This is a genomic window from Arthrobacter crusticola, assembly GCF_004357995.1.
In the GTDB taxonomy this organism is placed as follows: Bacteria; Actinomycetota; Actinomycetes; order Actinomycetales; family Micrococcaceae; genus Arthrobacter_D; species Arthrobacter_D crusticola.
The window spans coordinates 262,448-275,406 of the sequence record NZ_SMTK01000001.1; the positions used below are offsets into that span (position 1 = coordinate 262,448).

Sequence of the window (12,959 nt, forward strand, 5' to 3'; positions counted from 1 at the left end):
GCAGGGGACCCGCCAGGCATCGAGCCAAGCGCCACCGCCGGCCCCGGATCGAACGGAATGGCGCACAGAGAGCACGGAGGCTCTACGGGAAGGGATGCGGGCCGAGTCCTCCTCGACGCAGCCCGACAGCTCGAAGAGTATTTTGCAGGAACCCGACGCTCTTTTCAGCTGCTGCTCCTCCCGGCCGGCACGGGATTTCAGCACCGCGTATGGGCCACCGTCGCCAGGATTCCTTACGGTCAGACACGCACCTACCGAAGCATCGCCGCGGCACTGGGCAACCCCGCCATGGGCCGGGCCGTCGGTGCCGCGGTACGGGCAAACCCTTTGTCGATCCTCATCCCGGGCCACCGGGTCGTCGCGGGAAACGGAGCGCTTGCAGGGTACGCGGCCGGGATCGATGCCAAACGTTTCCTGCTCGACCTCGAAGGAGCGGCCGTTTCGGAGGGGGTTAACACAGCGCGGATTGCTGCCGGGGAAGTAGGCAGGACCCGGCTCATCGCCGGGCCGGTCACTCCGGGCGAGAGCGCGGCAGCGACCGCCCGAGAGAGCGCGGCGGCGACCGCCGGAGTGAGCGCGGCGATCAGCGGAACGGATGGCCCGGCGGCCGCCGAGGTAGAGAATGCTGCGCCACCGGCGGCGGAAACGCCTGCGGCCCGGGCGTTGGAAGTGGCGGTGGAAACGGCGGCGGTCGAAGGCGCGTCGCCCTTGGTCGGAAAACCGGCGCGGGCCGCGGCCGCGGGAAGTTCGGCCCGAATTGCCATGGCGGGAGCGGGCGGCCCACCGGGCGGCTCCGGGCGAGGTAGGTCCCGCGGGAAACAAAGGGACCTCGTGCCCGGAGCGCCTGTTGGACGCGGTCACCAGGAAGGAGCAGAGTAGAGGTCCAAGAACTGTACAAAGCCGGAAGGGAGCTGGACATCGCTGTCGCGAAGACTCCCGCAGGCAAACCGGCGGCCGACCTCTCACCGTCGTTCGCCGACGCCGTCGACAGGTACAGGAGGTACCTCGAGGCCGAACGTAACCGTTCCGAGCACACGGTCAGGGCCTACCTGACCGACCTCGAACTGCTGCTGGGCTTCGTCCAGGCCCGGGGCACCGAACGACTTGAGGACATGGAGCTCAGCGACTTCCGGGCCTGGCTGGGCTCGCTCGACAGCGCGGGGCTGTCCCGCTCCACCATCGCCCGGCGCGCGGCGACTGCCCGCAGCTTCATGGCCTGGGCCGAGCGCGAAGAGTTGATCTCGGTCAATCCCGCGCTCCGGCTGCGGGCGCCGAAACGGGAAAAGTCGCTGCCCCACGTCGTCACTCGTGCTCAACTTGACTCCATCTTCGCCTCCCTCGAGGAGGCGGCTGCGGCGGGGGAGGGTGGCGCCCTTCAGGCCCGCGCTATGGTCGAACTCCTCTACGGCACCGGCATCCGCGTCGGAGAGCTGACCGGACTGGACATCGACGACCTGAACACCGAGCGGCGTACGCTCACGGTCCTCGGCAAGGGCAACAAGGAGCGGACGGTTCCCTTCGGTGTGCCTGCGGCCCACGCGCTTGATGACTGGCTGCGGCGCGGGCGGCCCCAGTTCTCCACTGCGGCCAGCGGACCGGCAGTGTTCCTCGGCCGGCGCGGCGGCCGGATCGACCAGCGCGCGGTGCGCGGCACCGTCCAGAAAATGTTCGCCGCTCTCGGCGGCACCTCGGCCTCGGGGCCGCACGCCATCCGCCACAGCACCGCCACTCACCTCCTCGACGGCGGCGCCGACCTTCGGGCCGTGCAGGAGATCCTGGGCCACAACAGCCTGGCGACAACCCAGATCTACACGCACGTCTCGGTCGACCGGTTGCGCCGGAGCTACGAGCAGTCACATCCCCGCGCATAATACGTCCGGTCGGGCGGAATTCTGAGGCTCGCCGGAAAGCAAGTAGTTTTTACAATTACCTGAGTAGTTACAGTAGCGCTTCAGTGAGTTGTACGGCACAATGATTCCTAGTTAGTCATCCGGCACACTGCACATAGGGCAGTGTCGTCAAAGCACACGCAAAGCTGCACTGTTTCATCTGCCATGCAGGTCGTTGGGGAAGACGTACCTAAAGCTATGGAGGATGGAATGTCTGTTGTGATGGCCCGCGGTGTTTTGTACGTGCACTCAGCCCCTTCCGCGTTGTGCCCTCATGTCGAGTGGGCCATTGGGTCGGTGCTCGACAAGCGGGCCGATCTGGACTGGAGGCCTCAACCCGCCGCGCCCGGAATGCACCGCGCCGAGCTCGCCTGGACCGGACCTCAGGGCTCGGGAGCGCAGCTCGCCTCGGCCCTGCGCGGCTGGGCGCACCTCCGCTACGAGGTCACAGAGGAGCAGAGCGCCGGAGTCGACGGCGGACGCTGGTCCCACACCCCCGAACTAGGCATCTTCCACGCCACCACCGACGTCCACGGCAACATCATGGTTTCCGAGGACCGCATCCGCTACGCCTATGAGGCAGGCGCCGGCGACCCTTCGGCCGTCTACAACGAGCTGTCCCTGGCGCTCGGTGAGTCCTGGGATGAGGAGCTCGAGCCGTTCCGCCATGCAGCCGAAGGTGCTCCCGTCCGCTGGCTGCACCAGGTCGGTTAGCAGGCACCCGCGGGGCAATGCAGTAGCCCGGCCGCAGCTCCATAGATTGCAAGAAGGGCACCCCCTGATGGGGGTGCCCTTCTTGCGCGGTGCGGGACTAAACGTTCCGGATGACGACGACGGCGTTGTGGCCGCCGAAGCCGAACGAGTTGCTCAGCGCCACGATGTCTCCACCGGGCAGCTTGCGCTCGGAGGTGACGACGTCGAGGGGGATCTCCGGGTCCTGGTTCTCCAGATTGATCGTCATCGGAGCGCTCCGGTCGTACACGGCCAGCACGGTCATGACGGCTTCGATGGCACCGGAGGCGCCGAGCAGGTGGCCGGTCTGCGACTTTGTGGCCGAAACCGCAACGTTGTCGACGTGCGAACCGAACGCTTCCTTCAGCGCGATGTACTCGGGCTTGTCACCGACCGGCGTGGAGGTGGCGTGGGCGTTGACGTGGACGACGTCCGAGGGCAGGGCCCTAGCGTCGAACAGCGCCGCCTTGAGGGCGCGGGTGGCGCCCAGCCCGCCCGGGTCCGGTGCAGTGATGTGGTACGCGTCGGCGGTGACGGACGTGCCGGCCAGTTCGCCGTAGATACGGGCACCGCGGGCGAGGGCGTGCTCCTCGGCCTCCAGCACCAGGGCGCCGGCGCCCTCACCCATGACGAAACCGTCGCGGTTGAGGTCGTAGGGCCGTGAGGCGTGCTCGGGGTCGTCATTGCGGCGCGAAAGCGCCTGCATTGAGGCGAACGCTGCCATCGGCATGGGGTGGATCGCCGCCTCGGCGCCGCCGCACATGACGACATCGGCCTTGCCGGAACGGATCAGTTCGAGGCCCTGCTGGAGGGCCTCGGTGCCCGAGGCGCAGGCCGAGACGGGGGTGTGCGCTCCGGCGCGGGCTCCGATGTCGAGGCTGACCGCGGCGGCAGGGCCGTTGGGCATCAGCATGGGCACGGTCATCGGCAGGACGCGGCGGGGGCCCTTGTCGCGGAGGGTGTCCCAGGCGTCGAGCAGGGTCCACACTCCGCCGATGCCGGTGGCGAAGGCGACGGCCAGACGGTCCGGGTCGACCTCTTCGATGCCGGAGTCGCGCCAGGCTTCGCGGGAGGCGACAACGGCGAACTGGGTTGAGGGATCCATCCGCTTGGCCTCGACGCGGGTGAGGACTTCGCTGGCCGGCGTGGAGACCTGGGCCGCGAACGTGACGGGAAGCTCGTATTTCTGGACCCAGTCGGCCTCGATGGTGTGAGCACCGGAAACACCCTTGAGGGCGTTTGCCCACATGGTGGGTACGTCACCGCCGATGGGCGTTGTCGCACCAAGGCCGGTGATGACTACTTTGCGGGGCATGGGGTCACTCTTTCAAAGCGTTGGATCGGTCCACGCCTTCCGGCGGAAACCTAAGGTGAAGAAGGGCGGCTGCCTCCGGCACTCGGGCCGGAGGCTGCCGCCGTCGCTCCTCGCGGAGCAGGTGCTACGCCTGCGCGCCGGCGATGAAGGTAACGGCGTCGCCTACGGTCTTGAGGTTCTTGACTTCCTCGTCGGGGATGCGGACGCCGAACTTTTCCTCGGCGTTGACGACGATGGTCATCATGGAGATCGAATCGATGTCGAGGTCGTCGGTGAAGGACTTGTCCATCTCGACCGATTCGGGAGCGAGGCCCGTTTCCTCGTTGACGATCTCAGCCAGACCGGCCAGGATTTCTTCGTTGCTAGCCATAGTGGCTCCTTTTCTGTTACTGCCGGGCTGTCCCGGCGTGGTTGGGTCAAACCGCCGTCGGCGGTTTGGGCGTGGAAAATCAGGGAAGGACGACAACCTGGGCGCCGAAGACGAGCCCGGCTCCGAAACCGATCTGCAGGGCGAGCCCGCCGCTCAGTTCCGGCTGTTCCTTCAGGAGCCGGTGCATGGCCAGCGGAATCGACGCCGCGGAGGTGTTCCCCGCATCGACGATGTCACGGGCCACGCTCACGTGTTCGGGAAGCTTCAGCTGCTTGACCATCTCATCGATGATACGGATGTTCGCCTGGTGTGGCAGGAAGGCGGCGAGGTCGTCGGCGGTGATTCCGGCCGCATCGAGTGCCTGCTGGGCGACCTTGGCCATCTCCCAGACGGCCCAGCGGAACACCGTGGGGCCGTCCTGGCGCATGGTGGGCCACAGCGAGGCCTGCTCGGCCGCTGGGGCGGCGGCTTCGCCGTCGCCCTCCAAAGGGGCGAGGGCGCCGAGGGAGTAGTCGCGGATGTCAATGAGGGATCGGGTCATGCGGATCGATTCGTGCTTGCTGCCGTCCGAGCCCCACACCGACGGGCCGATGCCCGCAGTGGTCGACGGGCCGACGACGACGGCGCCCGCGCCGTCACCCAGCAGGAAGGAGATGGTGCGGTCGGAGTTGTCGATGAAGTCGGAGAGCTTTTCGACGCCGACGACGAGGACGTACTCCGCGGTACCGGCGTGCACGAGGGCGTCGGCCTGGGCGATCCCGTAGCAGTAGCCTGCGCACGCCGCGGAGATGTCGTACGCCGGGGCGGGGGTCGCACCGAGCCGGTCCGCGAGCTGCGCGGAGGCCGAGGGAGTGGCGTAGGGGTGGGTGACCGTGGAGACGAGCACCCCGCCGAGCTGCTTGGCGTCGATGCCGGCGTTGGCCAGGGCCTCGCGGGCGGCCGCCTCGGCCATGTCGATGACACTCACGTCGCGCGGAGCGCGGTGGCGGGTGACGATGCCCGTGCGCTGGCGGATCCATTCGTCGGAGGAATCGATCCACTGCACGACGTCGTCATTGGTGACGATCACCTCGGGCCGGTACGCCCCGACGCCGAGAATGCGGGTGTAGTCGCGCAGGGGGGCCTGCTGAAGAGCCGGAGTGCTCACTGATGTCCTTCTGCCAGGGATGAGTCGGTATCCAGGAGACGCGAATGCTCGTCGATGAAGGCGCGGGCCGCGTCGAGGTCCTCCGGAGATTTTACGGGCAATGCGGCCGTACCGCGCATTCCGCGTTTCGCCAGCCCGGTCAGGGTGCCCGCCGGGGCGAGCTCCAGCATGCCGGTCACCCCCATTTCCTGCATCGACGCCATGCACAGATCCCATCGCACCGGGCGTGACACCTGGGCGATGAGGCTGTCAAGGTTCGCCTCGCCGGTGCTCACCGGCTGCCCGTCGTAATTCGAGAGCAGGGTCGGCAGGGGCTCGGCGGGGGTAAGCGAGGGGCGCAGGGCCTCAAGTGCGGTCACGGCCGGGGCCATGTGCGAAGTGTGGAACGCGCCGGCGACCTTCAGCGGGATCACCCGGGCCTTGGCCGGCGGATCGGCGGCGAGGGCGGCGAGCTGCTCGAGCGTCCCGGCGGCCACCACCTGCCCGCCGCCGTTAGCGTTTGCCGCGGTGAGACCGAGCCGGTCCAGGACCTGCGCGACGTCGTCGGGATCACCGCCCAGGACGGCGCTCATGCCCGAGGGCACGGCCGCGGCGGCCTCGGCCATGGCAGTGGCACGGACGCGGACGAAGGCGATCGCGTCGGCCTCGGTGAGTGCGCCCGAGATGGCCGTGGCGGTCAATTCGCCCACCGAGTGGCCCGCCACGACGGTTCCGGCGGTCATCGGGCGGTTCTCGAGGAGAACCCGGGCGGCGACCAGCCCGGCGGCAACGATCAGGGGCTGAGCGACGGCCGTGTCCTTGATGGTGTCCTCGTCGGACACCGTGCCGTGCTTGACCAGGTCGACGCCGGCCTGGTCACTGAGGAGGGCGAGGTGCCCGGCCACGCCGGGCAGTTCTAGCCACGGGCTAAGGAATCCTGGCGTTTGGGACCCCTGGCCGGGGCAGGCGATTGCGAGCACGTTTCCAGCTTTCCAAATCGGCGATGCTTTCTCGGGTGTTTCGTCGAACCAAGCTGCGGCGGACGCTTTGTAGGAACTCTACAAGGTCCAGCCCTACCCGGATCGGGTCGGCGACCGTTCCGGGGAGGACTTCGAGGGCTGATAGAGCCGCCCGACGACCAGCGCCGTCTGCAGGACAAACGCCTCCCGGGGGAGCAGCGGGTCCCACCCGGTGACGTCGCAGACCCTGCGCAGCCGGTACCGAACGGTGTTGGCGTGGACGAACAGTGCACGCGAGGTGGCCTCGAGCGAGTGCCCCAGCGTCAGGTAGGCGGAGAGGGTCTGCTCAAGGCCGTTTGAGGCGTTGATCAGCGGCCGGTAGATGTTGTGGACCAGGGCCTTCCGCGCCGAATCGTCACCGGAGACGACCCGCTCGGGCCAGAGGTCCTCCGCCGACACCGGCCGGGGCGCCGTTGGCCAGGCCTTCGCTGCCGTGAGGCCGGCGAAGGCGGCCTGCGCCGAGCTGCTCGCCGCGACGAGGGACTCCGCCTCCGGGCCGTACACCACCGGGCCCGGCCCGAAGAGTTCACTGAGACGGGCGTAGGAGGAGTCGCGGTCGTGCACGCCGCCGAGGACCAGGATGAGCCGGTCGCCCTGGATGCCGACGAGGGTGTCCTCCGCCAGCCGTCCGGTGACCCGCCGCAGCTCGTTGAGGAACCCGGCGTTGGGTTCGGGCGGCGCGCTGCCCACCATCACCGTGATGCGGCCCGTGGAGTTCCACCCGACCGCGGCGATGCGCGAGCGCAGGGCATCAGAGCTTTCACCGCGCAGGATCGCGTCGACCACAAGGGCCTCGAGGCGGGTGTCCCAGGATCCGCGCGTCTCGGCGGCACGGGCATAGACGTCGGCGGCGGCGAAGGCGACCTCGCGGGAGTAGCGAAGCACCGCCTCACGCAGGGGCGCCTGATCGGCCGGCGGCGCCAGGAAGGGCACCTGGTCCTCGACCACCTGGACCACGACGCGGATCAGCTGGAGGGCCTTCTGCAGGCTGATCGAGCGCGTCAGCTCCGTCGGGGCGGTGCCGAAGACGTCGCTGAGCACCCAGGCCGGGGAGACGGGACGCTGGTACCAGTTGACGAAGGAGGCGATGCCCTTCTGGGCGACCATGCCCAGCGCCGAGCGTTCATCGGGGCGCAGCCCGCGGTACCAGGGGAGGTCGGAGTCAAGCTGCTTCAGGGTGGCCGTGGAGAGCGCCCCGATCTTCGAGCGCAGCCGCTCCACGGTGTCGGGATCCGGCGGTGCGGCCGATGACCCTCTGGCGGCCCCTGCGGTCCGGGGCGGGGAGGCAGGGCTGTCGGGGAGCGGCATGAACTGAGCATACGGTTTTCGCCCGGGAAGCTCCATTTTGTGGGACAGCTACAAAGAAAGTGCTTAAACGCAACGGCGGGCGGTGGACTTCCGTCCACCGCCCGCCGTCACCGGATCAGGCCCGGGGGCCCTTGCCCAGGATCAGCTTTCGCCTCCGGTGTTGCCGGTGGTTCCGGCGTTCACATCGAGCAGCGAGTACTTCTCGATGGCGTCTTTCGGTGCGTTGGCGTCGACCTCGCCGCGGCGGGCGAGCATCTCCAGCGCCCGGACGACGACCGAGTGGCTGTCAATCTTGAAGAACCGGCGGGCGGCGGCGCGGGTGTCGGAGAAACCGAACCCGTCGGCGCCCAGCGTTGCGAACTCGTTCGGCAGGAACTGCCGGATCTGGTCCGGCACGGCCTTCATGAAGTCGCTGACGGCGACGATCGGGCCGGTGGCACCCTCGAGCTGCTGGGTGACGAACGGCTTGCGGGCTTCCCCGCCAGGGTTCAGGAATGCCTCCTCCTCGGCGGCAATGCCGTCGCGGCGCAGTTCGTTCCAGGATGTGACGGACCAGACATCGGCGGACACACCCCAGTCCTCGGCGAGGATCTGCTGGGCCTCAATGGCCCAGGGCACCGCCACGCCCGAGGCCAGCAGCTGCGTGCGCGGGCCGTCGACCTTCGCGGGCTTGAGCAGGTAGATGCCCTTGAGCAGGCCCTCGACGTCGAGTTCCTCCGGTTCGGCCGGCTGCACGAACGGCTCGTTGTACACGGTGAGGTAGTACATGAGGTTCCGGTCGGACTCCGAACCGCCGGGGTTCTCGCCGTACATCCGGCGCAGGCCGTCGCGGACGATGTGCCCGATCTCATACCCGTAGGCCGGGTCGTAGGTGATCACCGCGGGGTTGGTCGAGGCCAGCAGCGGCGAGTGTCCGTCGGCGTGCTGGAGTCCCTCGCCGGTGAGCGTGGTGCGTCCGGCCGTGGCTCCGATGATGAAGCCGCGGGTCATCTGGTCGGCGGCCGCCCAGATGGAGTCACCGGTGCGCTGGAACCCGAACATCGAGTAGAAGACGTAGACCGGGATCAGCGGTTCGCCGTGGGTGGCGTAGGCCGTGCCCGCGGCGGTGAAAGCAGCCACCGAACCGGCCTCGTTGATGCCTGCGTGCAGGATCTGGCCCTGAATCGACTCCTTGTAGGCCAGGACGAGGTCCCGGTCCACCGACAGGTAGTTCTGGCCCTTGGGGTTGTAGATCTTCGCCGTGGGGAAGAAGGAGTCCATGCCGAAGGTGCGCGCCTCATCGGGAATGATGGGCACGATCCGGTTGCCGAACTCCTTGTCCCGCATCAGGTCCTTGAGCACACGCACGAACGCCATGGTGGTGGCGGCCTGCTGCTTGCCGGAGCCGCGCTTGGCGACCTCGTAGGCCTTCTCGCCGGGGAGCGCGACCGGGGTGTGCTTGGTGCGGCGCTCGGGCACAAACCCGCCGAGCTCACGGCGGCGCTCCAGCAGGTACTTGATCTCAGGCGCGTCCGGGCCCGGGTGGTAGTACGGCGGGTTGTAGAGGTCGTTGTCGATCTGCTCGTCGGTGATGGGGATCCGCAGGTGATCGCGGAACGCCTTCAGGTCCTCGAGGGTGAGCTTCTTCATCTGGTGGGTCGCATTGCGGCCCTCGAAGTGCGGACCCAGGCCGTAACCCTTGACGGTCTTGGCGAGAATCACGGTCGGCTTGCCCTTGAACTCGGTGGCCGCCTTGTACGCCGCGTACACCTTGCGGTAGTCATGGCCGCCCCGCTTGAGGTTCCAGATCTGTGCATCGGTCATGTCCGCGACCATCGCCTTGGTGGCCGGCGACCTGCCGAAGAAGTGGTCCCGGACGAATCCGCCGGACTCGGTCTTGAAGGTCTGGTAGTCGCCGTCAGGGGTGGTGTTCATAATCTCCACCAGCGCGCCGTCATTGTCCTTCTCGAGCAGCGAGTCCCACTCGCGGCCCCAGACGACCTTGATGACGTTCCAACCGGCGCCACGGAAGAATGCCTCGAGCTCCTGCATGATCTTGCCGTTGCCGCGCACCGGGCCGTCGAGGCGCTGCAGGTTGCAGTTGATGACGAAGTTCAGGTTGTCAAGGTTCTCGTTGGCGGCAAGCTGGAGGAGGCCGCGCGATTCGGGCTCGTCCATTTCGCCGTCGCCAAGGAACGCCCACACCTGCTGGTCGGAGGTGTCCTTGATCCCGCGGTTGTGAAGGTAGCGGTTCGACTGCGCCTGGTAGATGGCGTTCATCGGGCCGATGCCCATGGACACGGTGGGGAATTCCCAGAACTCGGGCATGAGCCGTGGGTGCGGGTAGGAGGAGAGCGCGTGGCCCTCCTGCGACTTCTCCTGACGGAACCCGTCGAGGTCCTCTTCAGTGAGGCGCCCTTCGAGGAAAGCCCGGGCGTACATGCCGGGGGAGGCGTGGCCCTGGAAGAACACCTGGTCGCCGCCGCCCGGGTGGTCCTTGCCCCGGAAGAAGTGGTTGAAGCCCACTTCGTACAGAGTCGCCGCTCCGGCGTAGGTCGAGATGTGTCCGCCTGCGCCGATCTCGGGCCGCTGTGCCCGGTGGACCATGACCGCAGCGTTCCAGCGCATCCATGCGCGGTACTTGCGTTCGATCTCCTCGTCGCCGGGGAACTCCGGCTCCTGGTCGGCGGGGATGGTGTTGACGTAGTCCGTGGTGGTCACCATCGGAACGCCGACGCTCTGGGCTCCTGCCCGCTGGAGCAGCGAACGCATGATGTACTGCGCCCGCTCGGTGCCCTGGGTGCGGATGAGCTGATCGAGGGACTCGATCCACTCAGCTGTCTCCTCAGGGTCGCCATCGGGCTTGCCCACGGTCAGACCACTCAAAATATCTGCCGTACCTTCTTCTGCAGCCACGCGAAAACCTCTCCACTTGTCGCCGATGATGTCAGCGACGCTTATGACTTTGTGCTTCGGATCGATTGCCCGAATGATTGTGCAGGTCCGGCCGGGGGCTGATTAACCGAGGCCGTTCACCGAATCACTCTATCGCCGCGGCGGGCCGGATGCGTAGCCGCGGCTTCGCGCTGGGCGAAACGGCGGACGGCGGGGCCGCGGCGTCCCGCCCGTGGGCCGCCGCGCCAGGGCGGCGTCGGCCGGTCGATGGGCGGTGCGCGGCGGGGGAAGAGGGGAGCGGTGCCGACCGGCAGGGGCGCGCAGCAGCCCGGGCAAAGGTCATGCCAGCTTGAAGCGTGGCGTATAAAGGTGTTGGCTGGTAGTAATACAAGACTAGCTTTGTGCGGATTCGTCACCTGGACGGTCCCGGCGTTCTTCAGGAGGAACTAAGTGAGCGAGGCCGAAGCCGCCACTGCAGTAAGTGTGGCGGGCAAGTTGGGTTTCAAGACCGGTGACCTTGTTCAGGAGCTCGGCTACGACGAGGACGTCGACTTCGACTTCCGCGACGCCCTCGAGGCTGACATCGGGTCGGAACTTCTGATGGAGGACGACCAGGACGTCGTGGACGGCGTCATCCTGTGGTGGCGCAACAACGACGGTGATCTCGTCGATGCTCTTGTCGACGCGCTGGTTTCCCTCGGCGCAGGCGGCGTCATCTGGGTCCTCACCCCCAAGCCCGGGCGCGAGGGCTACGTGGCTCCGTCCGAAATCCAGGAGGCCGCGCCCACCGCAGGGCTCCACTCAACCTCCTCCGCGGGGGTCTCGAAGGAGTGGGCCGCAACCCGCCTGGTGAGCCGGCGGAAGCAGTAGAGTGACGCGGCTCCCTGTTCCGGGTGAGCCCGCACCCGATGCCGAGCTGGTGAACCAGCATGGCGAAACGGTTCGCTTGAGTGCGCTTCGGGGTGCACCCGCGGCGCTTGTCTTCTTTCCCTCGGCTTTCTCCCGAATCTGCACCCGGGAACTGGCGGATCTGGAGGCCTCCCGGGGTCTTTTCTCGGCCCAAGATGTACGGCTGCTCGGTATTTCGACCGACTCCAAGTACACCCTCCGGGCCTATGCCGAGGCCGAAGGCCTTTCCTTCGATCTCCTCTCGGACTTCTGGCCCCACGGCGCCGCAGCCCAGGCCTTCGGCGTGTTCGATGGGCGGGCGGGCCACGCGGGGCGGTTCACCTTCTTCCTCGATTCCCACGGCGTCGTCTCCTCCGTCGTCAGCTCCGGCCCGGGAGAGCCCCGCAGCGCGGCGGACTATGCCTCCGCCGTCGCCCTGCTGGACGGTGCGGCGTGAGCGTGCAGCCAGGACAGAATCCGCCCGGCGAGCCCGTGCCAGCGGATCCGGCGGCCAATCCGCGCTTCGGACTCACGGGATTCGCGACGGACGGCTCCACTTCTCTGGCACCCCTCGATGCGGATGCTCGATGCCGGCTCGATTCTGCCGTGGAACTGCTCTCCGGCCTGCGGCTCGCCGTCCTGACCGGGGCGGGCCTCAGCACGGATTCGGGCATCCCGGACTACCGCGGGCCGTCGTCGCCCCCGCGCAACCCGATGACCTACCAGCAGTTCGTGGGCGATGAAGCCCTCCGCCGGCGGTACTGGGCCCGCAACCACGTGGGCTGGCGCCACCTGCGCCACGCCGACCCCAACCCGGGCCACGCCGCCGTCGCCCGGCTCGAGCAGCGCGGGCTGATCACCGGGCTCATCACCCAGAACGTGGACCGGCTCCACTCAACGGCGGGCAGCGTCAATGTCATCGATCTCCACGGCACCTACGACCGGGTTGTCTGCCTCAACTGCAGGACGCCGTTCCGCCGGGCCGAAATCGCCGAGCTGCTCGAAAAGCTCAATCCCGGCTACCTCGAGCGCGAGGCCGACGCCGGGGACGTCGCCCCCGACGCCGACGCCGATGTCGACGACACCGCCGACTTCGTGATCGCACCGTGCCCGGTCTGCGGCGGGATGCTCAAGCCGGACTTTGTCTACTTTGGCGAGAACGTGCCGAAGGACCGGGTCACCGAGGCCTACCGCATGGTGGACGAGGCCGGGGCCCTGCTGGTCGCCGGATCCTCACTCACCGTGATGAGCGGGCTGCGGTTCGTCCGCCACGCGCACAAGGCCGGGAAGCCCGTGGTCATCATCAACCGCGGCGCCACCCGGGGCGACGACCTGGCGACCCTGCTCATCGACGCCGGAGTATCGGAGTCACTGACCTACCTCGCGGAGAGGCTCCCCGCGCTGGAGAATTGACCATGGACTGCCAATGTGCCGGGCG

At 67.9% G+C, this 12,959-nt stretch carries 12 protein-coding genes; 6 read left to right on the forward strand and 6 right to left on the reverse strand.

What is annotated here, in order from left to right; all coding sequences use genetic code 11:
* The first annotated feature begins 57 nt into the window (after positions 1–57).
* From E2F48_RS17450 to E2F48_RS01190, 3 genes are all read left to right on the forward strand, one after another.
* Positions 58–879, forward strand: coding sequence for a methylated-DNA--[protein]-cysteine S-methyltransferase (locus E2F48_RS17450; RefSeq protein ID WP_246018505.1), 822 nt, complete (start codon positions 58–60; stop codon positions 877–879).
* A gap of 38 nt (positions 880–917) precedes the next feature.
* Complete coding sequence (locus E2F48_RS01185) at positions 918–1,871, forward strand: tyrosine recombinase XerC (protein ID WP_133402198.1); 954 nt, start codon at positions 918–920, stop codon at positions 1,869–1,871.
* A 228-nt stretch (positions 1,872–2,099) separates the two neighbouring features.
* Positions 2,100–2,603, forward strand: a complete 504-nt coding sequence (locus E2F48_RS01190) for a DUF3145 domain-containing protein (protein ID WP_120165355.1) — start codon at positions 2,100–2,102, stop codon at positions 2,601–2,603.
* A gap of 97 nt (positions 2,604–2,700) precedes the next feature.
* Here the strand turns inward: E2F48_RS01190 and fabF are convergent, their stop codons facing one another.
* The 6 genes from fabF to aceE all read right to left on the reverse strand — a co-directional run bounded on the left by fabF (position 2,701) and on the right by aceE (position 10,654).
* A complete protein-coding gene (fabF, locus tag E2F48_RS01195) occupies positions 2,701–3,936 on the reverse strand; it encodes a beta-ketoacyl-ACP synthase II (protein ID WP_133402199.1) in 1,236 nt (411 codons plus the stop codon).
* Between the two features lie 124 nt (positions 3,937–4,060).
* A complete protein-coding gene (locus E2F48_RS01200; RefSeq protein ID WP_133402200.1) occupies positions 4,061–4,306 on the reverse strand; it encodes an acyl carrier protein in 246 nt (81 codons plus the stop codon).
* Positions 4,307–4,385: 79 nt separating this feature from the next.
* Positions 4,386–5,453, reverse strand: a complete 1,068-nt coding sequence (locus E2F48_RS01205; RefSeq protein ID WP_133402201.1) for a beta-ketoacyl-ACP synthase III — start codon at positions 5,451–5,453, stop codon at positions 4,386–4,388.
* Entirely contained in the window at positions 5,450–6,412 is a 963-nt protein-coding gene (locus tag E2F48_RS01210; RefSeq protein WP_133402202.1) for an ACP S-malonyltransferase, read from the reverse strand. Before E2F48_RS01210 ends, E2F48_RS01205 begins: the two co-directional genes overlap by 4 nt.
* 93 nt (positions 6,413–6,505) lie before the next feature.
* Positions 6,506–7,759 carry a PucR family transcriptional regulator gene (locus E2F48_RS01215; protein WP_133402203.1) on the reverse strand — a complete coding sequence of 418 codons (1,254 nt, stop codon included), beginning with the start codon at positions 7,757–7,759 and terminating at the stop codon, positions 6,506–6,508.
* 141 nt (positions 7,760–7,900) lie between these two features.
* Entirely contained in the window at positions 7,901–10,654 is a 2,754-nt protein-coding gene (gene aceE, locus E2F48_RS01220; protein ID WP_133402204.1) for a pyruvate dehydrogenase (acetyl-transferring), homodimeric type, read from the reverse strand.
* Between the two features lie 429 nt (positions 10,655–11,083).
* Between aceE and E2F48_RS01225 the strand changes: the two genes are divergently transcribed.
* From E2F48_RS01225 to E2F48_RS01235, 3 genes are all read left to right on the forward strand, one after another.
* The gene (locus E2F48_RS01225) at positions 11,084–11,503 is read left to right on the forward strand and encodes a DUF3052 domain-containing protein (RefSeq protein WP_133402205.1); all 420 of its coding nucleotides are present in this window, start codon (positions 11,084–11,086) and stop codon (positions 11,501–11,503) included.
* Position 11,504: 1 nt separating this feature from the next.
* Entirely contained in the window at positions 11,505–11,978 is a 474-nt protein-coding gene (locus E2F48_RS01230; protein WP_133402206.1) for a redoxin domain-containing protein, read from the forward strand.
* 104 nt (positions 11,979–12,082) lie between these two features.
* Positions 12,083–12,934 carry an NAD-dependent protein deacetylase gene (locus E2F48_RS01235; RefSeq protein WP_246018506.1) on the forward strand — a complete coding sequence of 284 codons (852 nt, stop codon included), beginning with the start codon at positions 12,083–12,085 and terminating at the stop codon, positions 12,932–12,934.
* The last annotated feature ends 25 nt before the right edge of the window (positions 12,935–12,959 follow it).

Excerpts from the sequence above, each read along its gene's own strand:
- E2F48_RS01215 (WP_133402203.1), bottom strand. The coding sequence starts at position 7,759 with ATGCCGCTCCCCGACAGCCCTGCCTCCCCGCCCCGGACCGCAGGGGCC.
- fabF (WP_133402199.1), bottom strand. The coding sequence starts at position 3,936 with ATGCCCCGCAAAGTAGTCATCACCGGCCTTGGTGCGACAACGCCCATC.
- E2F48_RS01200 (WP_133402200.1), bottom strand. The coding sequence starts at position 4,306 with ATGGCTAGCAACGAAGAAATCCTGGCCGGTCTGGCTGAGATCGTCAAC.
- E2F48_RS01190 (WP_120165355.1), top strand. The coding sequence starts at position 2,100 with ATGTCTGTTGTGATGGCCCGCGGTGTTTTGTACGTGCACTCAGCCCCT.
- E2F48_RS17450 (WP_246018505.1), top strand. The coding sequence starts at position 58 with ATGGCGCACAGAGAGCACGGAGGCTCTACGGGAAGGGATGCGGGCCGA.